14 protein-coding genes are annotated in these 18,031 nt (G+C 66.1%); 8 read left to right on the top strand and 6 right to left on the bottom strand.

Going from position 1 to position 18,031, the window contains the following annotated elements; all coding sequences use genetic code 11:
* Nucleotides 1–8: 8 nt before the first annotated feature.
* The 4 genes from BACI71_RS13900 (at nucleotide 9) to BACI71_RS13885 (ending at nucleotide 3,213) form a co-directional block, all read left to right on the top strand.
* Nucleotides 9–851 (top strand): amidohydrolase family protein, encoded by an 843-nt coding sequence (locus tag BACI71_RS13900; protein WP_159759574.1) that lies wholly within the window; start codon nucleotides 9–11, stop codon nucleotides 849–851.
* A complete protein-coding gene (locus tag BACI71_RS13895; RefSeq protein ID WP_201297380.1) occupies nucleotides 848–1,258 on the top strand; it encodes a hypothetical protein in 411 nt (136 codons plus the stop codon). Before BACI71_RS13900 ends, BACI71_RS13895 begins: the two co-directional genes overlap by 4 nt.
* 20 nt (nucleotides 1,259–1,278) lie before the next feature.
* Nucleotides 1,279–1,920, top strand: a complete 642-nt coding sequence (locus BACI71_RS13890; RefSeq protein WP_201297379.1) for a hypothetical protein — start codon at nucleotides 1,279–1,281, stop codon at nucleotides 1,918–1,920.
* A 627-nt stretch (nucleotides 1,921–2,547) separates the two neighbouring features.
* Nucleotides 2,548–3,213: a DsbA family protein gene (locus BACI71_RS13885; protein WP_159759572.1), complete on the top strand. Its 666-nt coding sequence runs from the start codon at nucleotides 2,548–2,550 to the stop codon at nucleotides 3,211–3,213.
* Nucleotides 3,214–3,220: 7 nt separating this feature from the next.
* Here the strand turns inward: BACI71_RS13885 and BACI71_RS13880 are convergent, their stop codons facing one another.
* Both BACI71_RS13880 and BACI71_RS13875 read right to left on the bottom strand, forming a co-directional pair.
* Complete coding sequence (locus tag BACI71_RS13880) at nucleotides 3,221–4,159, bottom strand: cation diffusion facilitator family transporter (RefSeq protein WP_159759570.1); 939 nt, start codon at nucleotides 4,157–4,159, stop codon at nucleotides 3,221–3,223.
* 50 nt (nucleotides 4,160–4,209) lie between these two features.
* A complete protein-coding gene (locus tag BACI71_RS13875; RefSeq protein ID WP_159759568.1) occupies nucleotides 4,210–6,315 on the bottom strand; it encodes a hybrid sensor histidine kinase/response regulator in 2,106 nt (701 codons plus the stop codon).
* Nucleotides 6,316–6,532: 217 nt separating this feature from the next.
* Between BACI71_RS13875 and BACI71_RS13870 the strand changes: the two genes are divergently transcribed.
* The gene (locus BACI71_RS13870) at nucleotides 6,533–7,300 is read left to right on the top strand and encodes an SDR family oxidoreductase (protein WP_159759566.1); all 768 of its coding nucleotides are present in this window, start codon (nucleotides 6,533–6,535) and stop codon (nucleotides 7,298–7,300) included.
* A 12-nt stretch (nucleotides 7,301–7,312) separates the two neighbouring features.
* Here BACI71_RS13870 and BACI71_RS13865 read toward each other — a convergent pair whose 3' ends face one another.
* The gene (locus BACI71_RS13865) at nucleotides 7,313–7,507 is read right to left on the bottom strand and encodes a hypothetical protein (RefSeq protein WP_159759564.1); all 195 of its coding nucleotides are present in this window, start codon (nucleotides 7,505–7,507) and stop codon (nucleotides 7,313–7,315) included.
* A gap of 265 nt (nucleotides 7,508–7,772) precedes the next feature.
* On the opposite strand from BACI71_RS13865, the gene BACI71_RS13860 reads away from it, so the two are divergent.
* On the top strand, nucleotides 7,773–8,330 hold the full coding sequence (locus BACI71_RS13860; RefSeq protein WP_159759562.1) for a gluconate 2-dehydrogenase subunit 3 family protein: 558 nt from the start codon (nucleotides 7,773–7,775) through the stop codon (nucleotides 8,328–8,330).
* A 65-nt stretch (nucleotides 8,331–8,395) separates the two neighbouring features.
* On the top strand, nucleotides 8,396–10,072 hold the full coding sequence (locus BACI71_RS13855; RefSeq protein WP_159759560.1) for a GMC oxidoreductase: 1,677 nt from the start codon (nucleotides 8,396–8,398) through the stop codon (nucleotides 10,070–10,072).
* Nucleotides 10,073–10,209: 137 nt separating this feature from the next.
* Here BACI71_RS13855 and BACI71_RS13850 read toward each other — a convergent pair whose 3' ends face one another.
* Nucleotides 10,210–13,005: a M16 family metallopeptidase gene (locus BACI71_RS13850; RefSeq protein WP_159759558.1), complete on the bottom strand. Its 2,796-nt coding sequence runs from the start codon at nucleotides 13,003–13,005 to the stop codon at nucleotides 10,210–10,212.
* Between the two features lie 345 nt (nucleotides 13,006–13,350).
* Between BACI71_RS13850 and BACI71_RS13845 the strand changes: the two genes are divergently transcribed.
* Complete coding sequence (locus tag BACI71_RS13845) at nucleotides 13,351–16,425, top strand: TonB-dependent receptor domain-containing protein (protein WP_159759556.1); 3,075 nt, start codon at nucleotides 13,351–13,353, stop codon at nucleotides 16,423–16,425.
* 52 nt (nucleotides 16,426–16,477) lie between these two features.
* On the opposite strand, the gene BACI71_RS13840 is transcribed toward BACI71_RS13845, so the two are convergent.
* Together BACI71_RS13840 and BACI71_RS13835 are read right to left on the bottom strand one after the other, a co-directional pair.
* A complete protein-coding gene (locus BACI71_RS13840; protein ID WP_159759554.1) occupies nucleotides 16,478–17,083 on the bottom strand; it encodes a DJ-1/PfpI family protein in 606 nt (201 codons plus the stop codon).
* Complete coding sequence (locus BACI71_RS13835) at nucleotides 17,083–17,925, bottom strand: PhzF family phenazine biosynthesis protein (RefSeq protein ID WP_159759552.1); 843 nt, start codon at nucleotides 17,923–17,925, stop codon at nucleotides 17,083–17,085. The genes BACI71_RS13840 and BACI71_RS13835 overlap by 1 nt, the downstream gene beginning before the upstream one ends.
* Nucleotides 17,926–18,031 lie beyond the last annotated feature (106 nt).

The following is an 18,031-nucleotide window of genomic DNA, read 5'->3' as shown; positions in this document are numbered from 1 at the left end:
GACAAGCGATGACCCAGACGCCGCGCATCGACGCGCATCATCATCTGTGGCGGTACGATCCGGCGGCGTTCGGCTGGATCGATCCCGCGAGCGCGATTGCGCGCGATTATGACATCGATGCGCTCGCCGGTGCGCTGGCGACGCGCAAAATAGCAGGCACAATCGCGGTGCAGGCGCGGCAGGTGCCCGACGAAACGCGGATGCTGCTCGATGCGGGGGCGGGTTGTGCGGCGATTTGCGGCGTGGTTGGCTGGATCGATCTGCGTGCCCCCGATATCGTCGAGCGGCTGCTGGCGGACGCTGCGCCGTTGCTGGTCGGCTACCGCCACGTCGTGCAGGACGAGCCGGACGCCGATTTCCTGCTCGGCGACGCATTCGTGCGCGGGGTGCGGGCGGTTGCCGCGCAGGGGCTGCGCTACGATCTGCTGGTCGATCATCGGCAGCTCGCGACGGTGCCGGCGTTCCTCGACCGGGTCGGGGCAGGGCGCTTCGTGCTCGACCATGCCGCCAAGCCGGCGATCGCGGCGGGCGGATGGCAACCTTGGGCGGAACGCGTGGCGGCGGTGGCGGCGTGTCCGGGGGTGATGTGCAAGGTGTCGGGGCTGGTCACCGAGGCCGATCATGCGCGCTGGACCGCGGACGATCTGGAGCGCTACCTCGACCATGTCTTCGCATCGTTCGGTCCGGAGCGGCTGATGTGGGGCTCGGACTGGCCGGTGTGCCTGCTCGCCGCCGATTACGGCACCGTGCATGACGTCATCGCCAGCTATGTTGCGCGCCACTGCCCCGCGGCGGCCGACGGCATCTTCGGCGGCCATGCGCTTGCCTTCTACGGGGTGGACCCGCGATGATCGTCCAGTTCGGTACCAGCCGTTTCCTGCAGGCGCATGTCGACCTGTTCGCCTCCGAGGCGCGCGACGCCGGACAGCCCGTCCCGGGGATCACGATCGTCCAGACCACCGACGATCCGGTCCGCGCGCGCCGGCTGGCGGCGTTCGCCGACCCGGCCGGCTTTCCGGTGATCGTGCGGGGGCTGGAGGATGGCGTGGCGGTCGAGCGAGAGGTGCGGGTGCGCAGCGTCACGGGGGGCTTGCAGGCGCACGCCGATGCCGACGCACTGCGCGCGCTGCTGATCCGACCCGCGACGCATATCGTCTCGAACACCGGCGATATCGGCTTTCAGGGCGGATCGTTCGTCACGATCCTGCTGACGGGACTATATGCGCGCTGGCAGGCGGGCGGGGCGGGGCGGGGCTGACGCTGCTGCCGTGCGAGCTGGTGTCGCGCAACGGGGATGCGCTGCGCACCGCGGTGATCGCGGCGGCGCAGGGGCACGAGCCAGCGTTCATGGCGTGGCTTAGCGAGGAATGTCGCTGGGCCAACACCCTGGTCGACCGGATCGTCAGCGCGCCGCTCGAACCCGCGGGTGCGGTGGCCGAGCCTTATGCCTTATGGGCGATCGAGCGGCAGCCAGGCCTGACGCTGCCGTTCACGCATCCCGCGATCGTGCTGACCGACGATCTGGCGCCGTTCGAGCGGCTCAAGCTGCACATCCTCAATCTCGGGCACAGCTGGCTGGCGGAGCGCTGGGAGGCGGCGGGGGCAAGAGCGGGCGCGACGGTGCGAGAAGCGCTGTCCGATCCGGTCACCGGGGCGGCGCTGGACGACGTGCTGGCGCAGGAGGTCATCCCCGGCTTCGCAACGCGCGGGCTGGAGGAAGAAGCGAAACGTTATGCGGCCACCACGATCGAGCGCTTCGCCAATCCGTATCTCGACCATCTGTTGAGCGACATCCATGCGCATCACGCGCAGAAGGTGGGAAAGCGGATCGGCGCGTTCGTGTGCTGGGTGGATGAGGGGGCGGGGCGGGTGCCAGCCATGCCGCAGCTCCGTGCGCTGGCGGCGCGCTACGACGGTTAGGCGCGATCGACATTCAGCGAGCACCCGCCGCTTCCACCTTCCCGGAAGTGCTTGATCCGGGAGCGCGCTTCTTCTTGCCATGAACGATCGAGATGCAGCCTCGTGGGAAGGCGTGGCTGAACGGGCTTTTCACGCGGAGGCGGGGAGACGCAGAGATGTTGCGCTCGCCGCATCCGGCGCTCATTCTTCACGATCTGGACTGACCGTGTGCCCCACACGATACATCTCCGTGTCCTCCGCGCCTCCGCGTTATCCACCCCTTCTTGAATGTCGATCCGTTCTAAATTGACAAGAAAAGCGGTGCTCCGGATCATGTCCAGGGCGAAAAACCAGGGTGGCGGTCGACCGACAAACAGGCCGATCTGCCATTGGAATTTGAATGCCGAGCGGATTTGGAGCGTGATGACATCAATTCGATCCGCCATTGCGAGTACAGCGAAGCAATCCAGAGCCGGACCAGAACGCTCTGGATTGCTTCGCTACGCTCGCAATCACGAGCGGTATGTCCGATCTCACGTCACAATGGTCGGGGTCGACAAGAGGAAGCGGAGCTCCGGATCAAGTTCGGGCCGACGAGGAACAGCGCGGGACTTGCCTGTCGCCGCTGCTTGCGCGACCCTTGCGCATATGGAGCGTGCCCGCCCCGATCGCCGTCGTGTCGACCGCCGCGCGCTGCTGACGCTCGGCGCGGCGGGAGCGGCTGGCTGGGCGGTCGGCAGGGTGTTGTCACGCACCGCACCGGTCGGGCGCGACGTGCGCGCGTCGGGCGCGGTGGCGACGATCCTCGACGATCCGGACGCGCCCGCGATCGGCCCGGCGACCGCCACGCTGCGGCTCGCGGTGTTCAGCGACTATCGCTGTCCGGCGTGCCGGCATGGCTTCCCGGCGCTGACCGAGGCGGTCGCTGACGACGGAGACGTGCGGCTGCTGTTCAAGGACTGGCCGATCTTCGGCGCATCCTCGATCCGGGCGGCGCGCGTTGCGCTCGCCAGCGTCTCGCAAGGCATCTATCCCGCGGTGCACCGCCGGCTGATGACCGCGCCGGGGCTCCTCGATGACCGGCAGTTGCACGCGGCGGTCGCGGCGGCGGGGGGCGACTGGTCGCGCCTGCGGGCCGATCTGGCGCGAGAGGGCGGGCGGATCGATATGCGCCTCCGGCGTCACGCTGCGGAGGCGGCGTCGATCGCATTGCCGGGCACGCCGGGCTATCTCGCCGGATCGCTGCTCGCGGTCGGCGCGATCGACGCGCCGGCGTTCGCGCGACTGTTCACGGCGGCGCGGAACGGCGCGTGATCCGGGGTCAGAACGTGATCGCGTCCGTGCTTTTCTCGGGTCTGATGTAGATCGACTTCAGCTGCGGCAGCGCGGTGCGCAGTTCGGTCTCGATCGTCTCGATCAGCGTCTCGGCAGCACCCATCGACAGATCGTCGGCGAAGTCGGCGCTGATCGCCGCGAACACCATCTCCGGCGCGGTATGCACCGTGCGGACATGGTTGACCGCGACGATCTCCGGATGCGCCGCGACGATCGCGCGCGCGCGGGCGATCACCGCCGGATCGGCACGCTCGCCGATCAGCAGCCCCTTCGCCTCGCGCGCCAGCAGCACCGCCACCGCGGCGAGCAGCACGCCGATCACGACCGAGGCGACGCCGTCCAGCCGCGGATCATTGAAATAATGGCTGCACCACACACCGATCGCCGCCACGACGAGTCCGATGAGCGCGGCGCTGTCCTCGAACAGCACCATGAACCCGGCCGGGTCCTTCGACTCGTGAATCGCCTGCCACCAGCCCAGCTCGCCGCGGGTCTGGTTGAACTCGCGCATCGCGATCGTCCAGGATGCTCCCTCCATCAGCGCAGCGATGCCGAGCACGATGTAGTTGACGAGCGGATCGGCGAGCGGTTCGGGCTCGATGATGTGGAGATATCCCTCGTAGATCGACACACCGGCGCCGATCGCGAAGATCAGGATCGCGACCACGAACGCCCAGAAATACAGCTCGCGGCCATAACCGAACGGATGCGCGGCATCGGCAGGGCGGCGCGCGCGGCGCTGGCCGTACAGCAGCAACACCTGATTGCCGCTGTCGACCACCGAATGGACGCCCTCGGTCAGCATCGACGACGATCCGGTAATCGCCGCTGCGATGAACTTGGCGACCGCGATCCCAAGGTTGGCGGCCAGTGCGCCGAACAGCACGATGTTATCGCGCCAGCTCTTTGTCTTCGTTTCGCCCACGCCGTCTCCTTCGCTGAGGAGCGAGACGCGAGGTGACGCCAAGGGTTCCTTCAGTCGCGCCGCCCCCGCCCGTTCCAGCGCGCGCTGCGCACCACCGCGCGGCGAAGAACGCGTGACAATTGCTCGATCGAATACGGCTTGTGAAGCAGCTCGAACCCGTGCTGCCAGTTCTCCGCGAGCACATGGGCATAGCCGCTGGTCAGCACGATCGGCAGCGCGGGATGGTTCTGGCGGATGCGGGTCGCGCATTCGACGCCGTTCATCCCGGGCATCACCACGTCGGAAAACACGATGTCGAAGCGTGCGGCATCGGTCTCGAGCATCGCCAGCGCATCCTGCGCGTTGGTCGCCAGCACGCTGCGATAGCCGAGCTCGTCGAGCGCGGTGGTGGCGAAGCGGCCGACCTCCTCATTGTCCTCGACCAGCAGCACGCAGGCGCCCTGGCCATCCGCGGGGCCATCGTCGGCGATCGGCTCCTCGGCGGCGCGGCCCTGGCTGACGCGCGGCAGGTACAGGGTGAAGGTGGTGCCATGGCCCGCCTCGCTGGTAACGCTGATGTCGCCGCCGGATTGCTTAGCGAAGCCGATCACCTGGCTCAGCCCCAGCCCGGTACCCTTGCCGACCTCCTTGGTGGTGAAAAACGGCTCGAAGATATGCGGCAGCGCCTCGGCCGCGATCCCCGCGCCGTCGTCGGTCACTGCCACCGACAGGAAGTCGCCATTGATCCCGTGGTGCCCGCGCAGCGACGGGATCTCGGCAACCGGCGCGACCGCGATGCGCAGCGTGCCCTGACCGTCCATCGCATCACGGGCGTTGATCGCCAGATTGACCAGCGCGGTTTCGAACTGGCTGCGGTCGACCTCGGCGAAGCACGGCGTTGCCGGCGCGTCGACATGAAGCGCGACACGCGTGCCGATCAGCGTCTGCACCATCTCGCCGATTTCGCCGACCGCCACGCCGATGTCGATCAACTCGGGGGTCAGCGCCTGCCGGCGCGCGAAGGCGAGCAACTGGCCGGTCAGCCTGGCGGCACGCGTCGCGGTCTCGCTGATCGCCTCGACATACCGGTCGCGCTTTTCGGGCGGCAGGTCGGGCCGGCGCAGCAGCTCGACCGAGCCACGGATGATCGTGAGCAGGTTGTTGAAGTCATGCGCGACCCCGCCGGTCAGCTGCCCGATCGCCTCCATCTTCTGCGCCTGGCTCAGCTGCTCGCTGGTGCGCTTCAGCTGTTCCGAGGCCTCCTTGGCGTCGGTGATGTGGCGGCCGACCGCGAACACCTCGGTCTCGCCGGGGGCGGCGACCCATTGCAGCCACCGATAGCTTCCGTCCTGGTGCCGAAAGCGCGTTTCGAAGGTCGGCATCGTCCCGGTCTGCGCCGCCGCCAGCGCCTCGACCGCCGCGGGCAGATCGTCGGGGTGAACAAGCGCGAGCGCGTCGATCCCGATCAGCTCGTCGGCGCGGTAACCGAGGATCTCGGTCCACGCCGGGTTGACCGCCAGATAGCGGCCGTCGGGCGCGACCACCACCATCAGGTCGGGCGAGGCGTTCCACATCCGGTCGCGCTCGGCGGTACGCTGCGCCACCTGTCGCGCGAGATCGGCGTTGAGCGTCACCAACTCGGCGCGACTTTCGGTGAGAGCGCGGTCGGCGAGCACGCGCTGCGTCGTTTCGTTGGTGAAGATGAACAGGCCTGCCTTGCCGCCGTGGGCGTCGAGCACGCGCGAATAGGAGAAGCTCCACCATGTCTCCGCGGCGCCGCGATCGGTGGCGAGCTTCCATGGCAGGTCGACGAACCGCCGGCTGCGCCCCGCGAACGCGTCATCGACGATCGGCCGCGCCTGCTCCCAGGCGTCGGCCCAGACCTCGCGCATCGGCGTGCCCATCGCCCGGTCGAGCCGCGGGCCGAGCAACGGAAAATAGGTTTCGTTGAAGAAGAAGAACAGCTCGTCGGGATCCCAGCACAGGATCATCGATTCGGGCGAGTTGAGCATCAGGCTGAGCGCCGTCTTGAACGGGGGTGGCCAGCCTTCCGGCGGGCCGAGCGGATGATCGTGCCACTGGCGGGCGAGGATCAGCTGCGTCGCCGCACCACCGCCGGCCAGAAAGCCAAGCGCCGGCGGAAGATGATCGGCGGTGGTCGCGAGATGGTCGGTCATGAGTCCCGGATGCAAAGACGGGCGGATAACGAGCCACCTAGCTTGATGATCCCCATCAAGGAAGGTGCACAACCATTGTCCTGCTCCGCTGCGCCCGGCGACCGGAGCGCCCGGCACGACCAGTCGCATGTCGCGCCGAAACCCGTCGCGGGTTCATCACGTTGTGCAGCGCGGCCCGGATGCTTTTCGCACCCCGGCACAGGCGGAGCGATCAGCGATGAAGACGAGCGGCAACACGATCCTGATGACGGGCGGCGGCAGCGGGATCGGCGAGGCGCTCGCGCATCGCTTCCACGATCGTGGTGACACGGTGATCATCGCCGGTCGGCGGCGTGAGGCGCTCGAAAAGGCCGCCGCCGGACGCGAGCGCATCCACATCCGCACGCTCGACGTCGAGGACGCGACGGACGTGGCGGCGTTCGCCGCGGCGATCGTTGCCGATTTTCCGGCGCTGAACGTGCTGTTCAACAACGCGGGGATCATGAAGTACGAGGATCTGAGCGGGCGGCGGGACCTGGGCGATGCCGAGGCGACGGTGGAAATCAACGTCCTCGGACCGATCCGGCTGACCAACGCGCTGATCGATCATCTGGTGACGCAGCCCGACGCCGTCGTCGTCACCGTCACTTCGGGACTCGCCTATGTTCCGCTGGTCGTCGCGCCGACCTATTCGGCGAGCAAGGCGGCGATCCACTCCTATACCGTATCGCTGCGCACGCAGCTGCAAGGCAAGGTCGAGGTCATCGAGCTGGCGCCGCCGGGGGTGCAGACCGACCTGACGCCGGGACAGGCGCACCGGCCGGGCTATATGCCGCTGGCGGCCTTCGCCGATGCCGTCGCCGCGCAGTTCCTGCAGCAGCCGACCCCTCACGAGATCCTCGTCGACGAGGTCCAGTTCCTGCGGCAGGCGGAGCGGGAGGGGCGTTTTGACGAAACGCTCAAGACACTGACCGAACGCGCCGCCCAGCAGCGCGCAGCCGGGTGACGACCGGCCGCGTCAGCGCGCCCGGGCGACGTCGCGCTTGATGAGCCACGGGGCGGTGCGCGGATCGGGAGCCGCCGCCGCCGTGGTCGCGTCCCTGGCAGGGGCGCTGGCCGCCAGCCCGAACCAATGCGGTCGCTCGACCGAGACGAGAATGGCCAGGAGGCTGGATCCCAGTCCGAACCATGCCGATAGGCCGCGTGCCGTCATCAAGAACCTCCTTCCCGGATCGAGTGCCATCCGGTCGCGATCGACCGGCATGGAGTGATGTAGCAAGCTTCGGCGCGCCGGGTGTAGCTGGTCAATGACAAATGCTTGCTGAGATAAGGTTAACGGCGGCGGGCGATCCTGATCTGGCTCAGACCTTCGCTGCATTGACTGTGTCGGCGTGGCGTGAAAGATTGCGCTAACAAAAATTGCGGGTGGGGAGAGATATGGGCCAGGCTCACGCAGGTCGTGGACGCGAGGCGTCGCGATGATCGGTCGTCGCGAGACGCTGGCCGCCATGGTGGCGGCGTTCGGCGCAAGCGCGTTCGCGCCGCTCGCGCGTGCGGTCGCCTATCAGCCGAACCCCGTTATCAACACCGGGCCGCCCGCGCCGGTGTTCACCGCCGCCCAGCGCGCGCTGGTCGCCGCGCTCAGCGAACGGGTCATGCCGACCACCGACACGCCGGGCGCGATCACCGCCGGCGTGCCTGAGTATATCGAGCATATGCTCGGTGACTGGGCGATCGACGACGAGCGCGCGACGATTTTCGGCGGCCTCGCCGCGATCGACGCGCGGAGCATTGCCGATTACCGCGTCGCCGCTGTGAAGGCGACCGCCGCGCAGCAGGATGCGCTGCTCACGCTGGCGATGAACGACAAGCTGCCGGGCGCGACTGCGTTCTTCCCGGCGTTCAAGCAGCTGGTGCTCACCGGTTATTACACGTCCGAGGTCGGGATCACGCAGGAACGCGAGTATCTGCCGGTCCCCGGCAATTACGACGGCGCTTACCCCTATGCGAAGGTCAAGCGCATCTTCTCGGCCTGACCGGCCCGGCCGCCATCGGTGGCCGCACTTTCTCCCGAACCTCCTTCTGGCGGGCATATCAGATCATGGCAGCTACAGATCGTTTCGACGCAATCGTCATCGGCTCCGGCATCAGCGGCGGCTGGGCGGCGAAGGAGCTTACCGAGAAGGGGCTGCGTGTCCTGATGGTCGATCGTGGCCGGATGGTCGAACACGGCGAGGATTATCCGTTCGACGGCAAGCCCGCCTACGAAATTCCGGCGCGTGACAAGATGCCGGCGGCGCTCGCCAAGCGCGACTATTTCGCGCTTAACGGCTGGGTATCGCCCAGCACGCAGCCGTTCTTCATCAACGACCGGCTCAACCCGTATGATTACGACGCGCCCAACAAGTTCAACTGGGTGCGTCCCTCGGTGGTCGGCGGTAAGTCGCTGACCTGGGGACGGTGGAGCTTCCGATGGGCACCGGCCGACTATGAGGCGAACAAGCGCGAGGGCGTCGGGGTCGACTGGCCGATCCGCTATGAGGACGTCGTGCCGTGGTACAGCTATGTCGAGAAGTACATCGGCGTGTCGGGGGGCAAGGAGGGGCTCGACTATCTTCCCGACAGCGAGTTCATGCCGCCGTTCGAGATGAACGTTGCCGAGAAGTGGCTGAAGGGCCGGCTGGAAGGCGAGTTTCCCGGCCGCAAGCTCATCAACGCACGGCTAAGCAACATCACCGAGGACAAGCCGGAGCAGAATCGCACCCGCTGCCAGAAGCGCTCGCAATGCAGCCATGGGTGTAGCTTCGGCGCCTATTTCTCGACCCAGGCAGTGACCTTGCCGGCAGCGCGCGCGACCGGGCGACTGACGCTGCGGTCCGACACCTGGGTGACCAACCTCGAATATGATCCGGCGAAGAAGCGCGTTACCGGCGTGCGGATGGTCGATGCCAAGACCGGCCGGGCCGAGGTGGTGCAGGCGCGGATGGTGTTCCTGTGTGCCTCGGCGATGAGCTCGCTCCACGTGCTGCTCAACTCGCGGCCGGCCAACAGCGAACGCAGCTGGTTCCACTCGAACGGCGCGCTGGGCAGCGCGGTGATGGACCATATCTTCCGCGTCGGCGTCTCCGGCGACATCCCCGGCATGACCGACCTGATCGAATACGGGCGCCGGCCGGGCGGGGTGTATGTGCCCCGCTTCCGCAACCTCGTGTCCGAGGAACTGCCGTTCCGGCGCGGCTATGGCTATCAGGGGCAGGCGTTCCGCCAGCCGGCGATGGTCGAGGGCTTCGGCGCCGACATGAAGCACGGGATGCGTGAATACGGACCGTGGCGGTTCTCGATGGGCGCGTTCGGCGAATGTCTGCCCTATGACGACAATCGCGTCATGCTGAACTTCAACAAGACCGATCGCTTCGGCACGCCGCTGCTTCGCTTCGACGTGACGTTCCGCGACAACGAGATCAGGATGATGGACGACGCGCTGGAGCAGGGGCAGCTGATGCTGCGCCGCGCCGGGCTGACCAACGTCAAGGGTGCGCGTGGGAAGCACGTGCCCGGCGAGGCGATCCACGAGATGGGCGGGGCGCGGATGGGGCGTGACCCGAACACCTCGGTCCTCAACGGCTGGAATCAGGCGCATGACGCGGCGAATCTGTTCGTCACCGACGGTGCGCAGATGGCGTCGGTGTCGTGTGTGAACCCCTCGCTTACCTTCATGGCGATGACCGCGCGGGCCGCCGATCACGCGGTCAAGCAGATGAAGGCCGGCGTGATCTGAGCGCGCGCGTCGGTCGTCGGCCGGTCGTCCGTCAGCGCCGGTCGGGCGATCATCTCGCCCGATGTGGCCGCTGGCTACCGATCATCGGCTGATACGAACGGCTGCTCGGTCGTGGCGACCGGAGCAGCCCTTCGCTTCTAGCGGATTCGGTTGCCGTAGACGTCCTGCACCTCGACCGGCCCGAGGTTCAGTGCGCGGACATCGGCCTCGATCTTGCGCAGATCGCCCGCGATCGACCAGACGAAGTCGTCGGGCCTGAACGCCTGCTGCACCACCTGCCGTGTCTCATCGAGCGAGATGCTGCGCACCATGGCCGGCAAGGCGGTCGCATAGTCCAGCGGGATGCCGCGATTGTCGGCGTCCAGCATGAACGTCAGATAGGCCGTGTTGGAATTCAGCGCGCTTTCGAGGCGATTGAGCGTCGTCGTCTTCTGCTCGTCCAGCTCGGTCTGCGTGATCGGGCGGGCCGAGCGGAATGCCTGCAACTCCTTGATGATCTCCTGGATCGACGCCGCGGTACGATCGGTCTGGACCGAGCCGCTGACGTAGAAGGTGCGCGGCGAGTGCAGCGACGGGCCGAGGCTGGAATGAACGCCATAGCTCCATCCCTTGTCCTCGCGAAGATTGAGGTTGATGCGGCTGGTGAAGCTGCCCCCGAGCACACCGTTGGCGAGCTGCTCGATCATCGCGCGCCGCTGCTCCCATGGCTCGATCAGCCGCCCGGCGTGGATCCGCGATTGCCGCGCGCCGGGCACGTCGATCAGCACCACGCGCACGCCCGTCGGCCTGGCCGGTGGCGTGTCGGCGGTCGGTGACGGCCTGATCCCCTGGTGCCAGGCAGCAAAACTGTGCTCGACCAACGCCCGCGCCTTGTCCAGCGTGATGTCGCCGACGAAATAGGCGGTCATGTTCGCCGGCGCGATCTCGTTATTGTAGAATTGCAGCATCTCGTCGCGCGACTTGTGTTTCGCCTGCGCGCGCGTTTCGATCCGGGCGAACGGATGATCCTTCCCCCAGAGTGCGACGTTGAACAACTGGCCCTGCGAGCCGGCGGGGTTCTTCTCGTAGCTGTCGAAGCTGGCGTCGACCTGCTCGATATATTCGTCGATCTTCTTCTGCGGGAAGGTCGGTTCGCGCAGCACCTCGGCGATGAAGTCGACGGCATCGGCCAGCCCGGCGCTGTCCGACGAGAAACTGACCGTGCTGCGCCGATGATCGGAGCCGACCCCCGGATAGACCGCAAGCTCGTTCATCCGCGTTTTGATGACCTCGTTCGGGTAGCGCTTGCTACCGTCGAACAGGCTGCCGAAGGTGAAGCCGGGGAGATAATCGGCATAGGGACGCTGGAGGAAGCGTCCGGTCTCGAACTCGAACCCGACCGAGACCAGCGGGAATTGCGGTCGGCGCACGACCACCAGCTTGGTGCCATTGGCAAGCGTGGCGCGCTCGATCGGCGGAAATTTGGGCGCGCTGTCGGCCGCGATCGGCGGCGCCGGGGGCGGGGTCTTGCGATCGACCGATCCGGTTTCCGCCGGGCTGGTCTTGGCCTCCGGATCGGTGCGGACATCCACATACGGCCGGCCCAGCCATTTACGCGCAACCGCCGCCAGCGATGCCGGCGTGACCTCTCGCTCCCACCGCCGCATCAACTTGTAGAGATAGGGGTCGCCCGCCGACAATTGGCCGGATTCCAGCATCCCGCCGACGGACTCGGGATCCTCCAGCATCGAAAGCCAGCCCTTGTCACGCGCGTGCAGGTTACGGCGTAGCACCGCCGCGTCGGGGCCTTGCTCGAACAGCCTGGCCAGCACTGCGTCGATCCGCCGCTCGACCTCCGCCGGGTCGACGCCGGGGCGCACTTCCGCATTGATACTGAAGACGCCGTTGACCGCCGCATCGCTATAGCCGGCGGTGACCCAGAGCGCCGGCCCCTTGTTCTCGACCAGCGCCTGGTTCAGCGGCAATTGCGGGTCTCCCGCGATCGCGGCGGCGAAGCTTTGCAGGAAGACGCCGTCGCGATCTTCCTCGGTCGGCACCGGCCATGACCGGCTGATCGTCACGTTCGAGTTCTTGCTGAACAGACGCAGCCGCTTCGTTTCCTCGATCGTCGGGATCCAGCGGGTGATCTGCTGCGTGCGGCTGCCAGGACGAACGTCCTTGAAGTAGCGCGCGACCTTCTCGCGTGCCGTGGCCGGATCGACATCGCCGGCGAGCAGCAGGATCGCGTTCGACGCGCCATAATAGCTGTCGAACCAGCTGCGCACATCCTCGACGCTGGCATTGTCGAGATCGTGCATCGAGCCGATCACGGGATGGTCGTAGGGGTGTCCTTTCGGGTAGAAGGCCGCGGTATAGGCCGTGTCACGCGCCTCGCTCTCCGGCGTCGAGCGCTGGCGTTTCTCGTTCTTCACCACCGCACGCTGGTTATCCAGCGCCTTGGCGTCGATCGCACCGGGCAGATACTGCATCCGGTCGCTCTCCATCCACAAGGCGAGATCGAGTTCGCGAGTGGGGACGGTTTCGAAATAGCGCGTGCGGTCGGTGGTCGTGTTGCCGTTGATGTCGATCGCGCCGTTTTCGATCAGCGGCTTGAAATACTCGCCCTTACGATTCTCGGTCTCCTGAAACATCATGTGTTCGAAGAGATGCGCGAAGCCCGACTTACCCTCGGGTTCATCCTTCGACCCGACCCGGTAGGTCAGCGAGACCAGCACCTTCGGGACCGAGTGATCGGGATAGACGATGACCGTCAGTCCGTTGGGCAGCGTGAACTTGTCGAAGTTCAGCTTCGTCTTCTCGACGAGCGCCGACGCCTCGTCCGTCGCACCGACGCCTTTCCTGGCCGTCGGGATCGAACGCGGCGAGGCCGAAGCGCCGCCAGTCGTGGAACGATGCGCCGGGTGGGAGGCGCCAAGGGCCTCGCCGGCGAGCAAGCAAAACGCTGTAATAGTGCAAGATTTCAGAAAACGATACTTCATGATGAACGTCATTCCCAAGGCGTCGTCCCGCATCTGTAGAAGACGGATATTCTAAGCAACAAGCTGTACCGGGTCCAGGATCACCATTATAGGTCACAAGATGATCTATCGGGATCATAAAAACAAGTTTGGGGTAGTCCTCTTGCGGTATCTTGCTTGGCTCGTCCTATAACGTCGTCTTGCTCGATTGCCAGACACCGAGGGGTGGTGTTTCTATCTGGTTGAGCGAATATCGTGGTAATGGGGGGTTTAGTGTCGTTATCCAGGCAGCATCGGTTCCTTTTACTTGCGAGTGTGGCAGTGTTTCCGTGCTTCGCCAGCCAGCCGGCCCATGCGCAACTGCAGCAGCAGACTTCGACGCAGGAGCAGCAGGAACAAAAGCCGGTGCCCGGCGAGGATACGCCGGCGGATACGTCACCCGCACCTGCCGCCGGGGCCGATGCGACTCAGGTGGTGGCCGATGAACCGGTGACGCCGGCGGAGAGCGACGCGGCGCGGATCGCGAACGACGAGCACATGCCGGTTGCGGCAGGGGCGAAAAAGCCGGCCCGCGAGGAGGCCGCCAGTGATATCGTCGTCACCGGCTCCCAGATCCGTGGCAGCGATCCGACCTCTGACCTCAAGATCTATACCGCCGAAGACATCAAGTCGCTCGGCGTGTCCAACGTGCAGGACTTCATCCGCAGCCTGCCGCTCAACCAGGCATCGGTCGGCTATGGCCTCAACAACCGGCAAAAGACCGAGGTGAAGTTCGACGGCGGCGGGCTGGGCGGGCTGGGCGTCGCCGGGGTCAATCTGCGCGGGCTGGGGACGAGGAACACGCTGGTGCTGGTCAACGGCCGACGCATCGCCGGGGCGGCGGGCGTCGAGGAAGGGTTTGCCAACATCAACACCATTCCGCTCGCCGCGGTGGAGCGGGTCGAGATCAGCCTGAGCGGAAACAGCGCGGTCTATGGCGCGGACGCGCTGGGCGGCGTGATCAACTTCGTTCTCAAGAAGAACTATCGTGGTTTCTCGGCCACGGCGCGGCAGGAATTGTCGAGTACGGGCGCCGACACCCGCCAGTCGACGATGACCGCTGCCACCGGCTGGCGAAGCGGGTCGGTGACGGCGACCCTGTCCTATACGATGCTCGAGCCGGTCTCCAATGCCAGGCTCGGCTATGTGACGCACGATTACCGGGAGTATATCAGCGCGGCGCAGATCATCGCCGCCGGCCGATCCAAATTCCACCGCGATCAGCGATCACCGCTCTCGGGTGGGCAACCGGCCGCGCTCGTGCTTGGTTACGCGCTGCCGCCGACGCGGCCGGATGGGCCGGAAGATCCAAAGCGCTTCTTTTATCAATACCATGGCGGCAACGCGGTCGCCCAACCGGGCATCGGCGATCTGGGGCCGGTCAATCTGGATACGCTGTCAATGGGCATTCCCCCGGATGCGGGCGAACACCAGCGCAGCCTCGGCGTGTCAGTGAGCTTGGACCAGAAGATCACTGACCGCCTCCATCTGACGATCGATTATTTCGGTTCGCGCAACCATATGTATCTCCGCGAGTCCCACGACATCATCCGGCTTTCGGAGGTGCCGCTGACGCAGGCCTACAGCCCGTTCAAGGCAAGCGATCTGCCCTCGAACGCGCTCAAGCCGTTCTTCGACGTCTACTACGATCCGCGCCGCGAGTATGCGGACGGGCGACTGAAGCCGGGATTCCAGGACTCGACGATCTGGTCGACCAGCGTGACCACGGGGCTGCAATACCGGTTCGGTCCGGATGCGGAGCTGCGTGCCAATTACTCCTATTCCGAGAATCAGGCCCTTGCGACCGAAGAAGGTCTCCAGGCCGTTTACGAGATCGACCGGCATACCGGCCTGTGCGGCGTGGGAGAAAAGCCGAAGAAAGGGGTGCGGAACCTCGAACAGGTGGTCGCGAGGCAATGCGCTGCCCTGACCAGCAGCGACCCGGCGGTCGCCTTCAACGTGCTCAACGACGGCTCAAGCAGGGTTGGGGCACCGGCGGATATCTTCTTCGTCCATATTCAGAACCTGTCGAACAAGGCCTTCAACCGCAGCAAGGACATCCTGCTGACGTTCGCCCCGCTCAAGCTGCCGGCCGGCAAGGTGAAGGTGGCAATCGGAACGGAGAGCTTCTCGTTCGGCACCACCGGTGAGCGTATTCGCGAAAAGACGGAGGAGGACGTTCACGAAGTCACGGCGGCCGGTTATGCCGAGGCACGCGTCCCGCTGGTCAACGCGGCGATGCACGTACCGCTAATCAACGCGTTCGACCTGTCGCTGAAGGGCCGGTTCAACAGCTATGTCACGCGCGGCCCGGTCGCCACGGTCGATAACGTGCCTTACGAAGACGGGGGCAAGATCGTCCGCGGAAAAGCGAGCTTCTCGCGGATCAGCCCGGATGTCGGCGCATCCTGGTCGCCGACGCCAGGGCTGCTGTTCCGCGGCTCATGGTCGTCGTCCTTCTCACCGCCCAGCTTCACCGATCTCTACAACGTTCGTGCCGGACAGACGTTCACCGACATCTTGGTCTGGGACCCCTATGCACCGGACGGAAATGAGCTGCAGGGCACGGAATACCAATACATCTATCTGGCCAACCCCAGGCTGCGGCCATCGACGTCGAGCAGCTACCATTTCGGCACCTTGTTCGAGCCGCATCATGTATTTCAAGGCCTCAGTGTTCTGGTGGATTACTACAACACCGTCGTCCACGATCGTATCGGTTCGACCGATGACCTCGCCATTCTGATGCCCAGGCGAGATTATATGGGCCTGAAGAACGTCTGGATCCGCGATGCCGACGGCTACATCGTCCGCAAGGAGATCCGTCCGATCAACGTCGGCTCGGTGCTGAGCGAGTCGATCGATGTCGCCGCCAGCTATGCTTTCCAGCTCGGGACGGCAACGGTCACGCCGTTCGTCAACTATAGCCGCAACCTGCGTCAGCAATTCGACTATCAGGGCCATGTCATCAGCAATATGCTCGGCACGTCGCTGGGGCTCGATCGTTATCGCTACGAACTCGGGCTGACGGTGATGACCCCGACGCTGTCCGCGCGTCTCGCGAGGCGGTTCATACCGGCCTATGACAATACCTATGGCGTCTCCTACGACGAGGGGAAGGCGGAGGACTCGGACTTCGACGGCGTGCCGGACCGGCCGTTCCCGATCCACAGCCTCGCCACCTATGACCTGAACGTCCGCTGGCAGCCGGTGCGCAGCCTTTCGGCGAGCATCGGCGGACGCAACATCTTCAACGCCCGGCCGCCGTTCGCGCTGATCGACAGCCGCCCGTTCGACGCGTCGCGGTACGACATCAGGGGCCGGGTGCTCTACGCCGAAGCGCGGCTGCAATTCTGATCGACGGAACGCAGGGCGATGCCGCGCTACACGACCGGCGCGGCACCGTCGCTCAGGCGATCGTCAGTTCCGCGGTGACGATCGCCATCGCATGGTCCACGAAGCGCGTCTTCTCGCCGACGGGTGCGACATAATGCAGTGCCTCGCGCGCCAGTCCGATGCCGCCGCCGCGCGCGATCAGCCAGGCGGCGAGATAGGGCGCCGCGAGGCAGCCACCGGCGGTGGCGACGTTACCATGTGCGGCGAACGGCGCCTCGATGACGGTCGCGCCCGCCTCGATCACCCACGGCTTGCTGGTGAGGTCGGTGCAGGCGGGCAGGGTGCCGAGCAGCCCGAGCTTTGCCAGCAGCAGTGTCCCCGAGCATTGCGCGGCGATCAACTGGCGCGCCGGATCGAGCCGCAGGCGGGCGAGCAGCGCCGTGTCGGCGGCAATCTCACGCGTGCGGACGCCGCTGCCGATCAGCACCGCATCGGCCTCCGCCACGAACGATAGCGGGCGCTGGCGATGCACGGTGACGCCGTTCAGTGACGTCACGGTATGGGTCGGGGCGGTGATATGCGCGTGCCAGCCGTGCGGACGTAGCCGGTTGAGGATCGCCGCAGCGACGAACGAATCGAGTTCGTTGAAACCGTCGAAGGTCAGGATCGCGATCTGCATCACGCGTCCGTCCGGCCAGTGAACAGCGTCCGTGTCGCGCCGCCGACCCATGTCTGTCCATCGCCATCCTGCCTGATATGGATGCGGCCGCTGCGCCCCAGCCGTGTGCCCTGCGCGGCGACATAGCTGCCGCTCGCCCGACCGGTCGCGAATAGCCATTGTCCTACCGACGCGTTGAGGCTGCCGGTCACCGGATCCTCGATCAATCCACCATGCGCATCGGTGAAGAGCGCGCGCAGCTCGAACGCCACCGAGCCGCCCGGTGCGTGCGCGCCGACGATGCCGATATCGATCCGGCCGGGATGATGCCGCGCAGGTTCGACCGCAAGCACCGCTTCCGCCGATTCCAGCATGACCGCGATCCAGCCCGGGCCGTTATCCGCCCAGGCCGCGTCGATGATCGCCGCGCGTTCGATCCGTAGCACTGCGGCAACCGCGGCGATCTCCGCCTCGCTCGGCGTGCCGCCGCGCAGCAGCGGCGGAGCGGCGAAAGCGAGCCGGTCGGCGTCACGGCGGATCGTCACCCGGCCGACGCCGCATTCCTGCACGATGACGCCGTCCCGGCGCGGCCGGCCGCCCGCCTCGAGCCATGCATGCGCGCTCCCCAGCGTCGGATGACCGGCGAACGGCAATTCGTGCGCCATGGTGAAGATGCGAACCCGGTAGTCAGCGGCAGGATCGGTCGGCGGCAGCAGAAAGGTGGTCTCCGAGAAGTTGAGCCACCCGGCGATCGCCTGCATCCCCGCGGTATCCAGCCCTTCGGCGTCGGCGATCACGGCGAGCGGGTTGCCGGTCAGCGGATCGGTGCCGAACACGTCGACGAGGTGGAAAGGGCGGGTCACGGGCGTCTCCTGCTGATGATGGCGCGACCTAGCGCGAGGGTGATGGCGTCGAAAGATACGGTGCAGTACGATTGCAGCAAACTGTACTGGTGAGAACAACGATACG

It is taken from the genome of Sphingomonas sp. 8AM (assembly GCF_902506455.1).
Classification (GTDB): domain Bacteria; phylum Pseudomonadota; class Alphaproteobacteria; order Sphingomonadales; family Sphingomonadaceae; genus Sphingomonas.
Note: the sequence above shows the minus strand (reverse complement) of the source record. Positions and strands in the feature narration are given on the sequence as shown.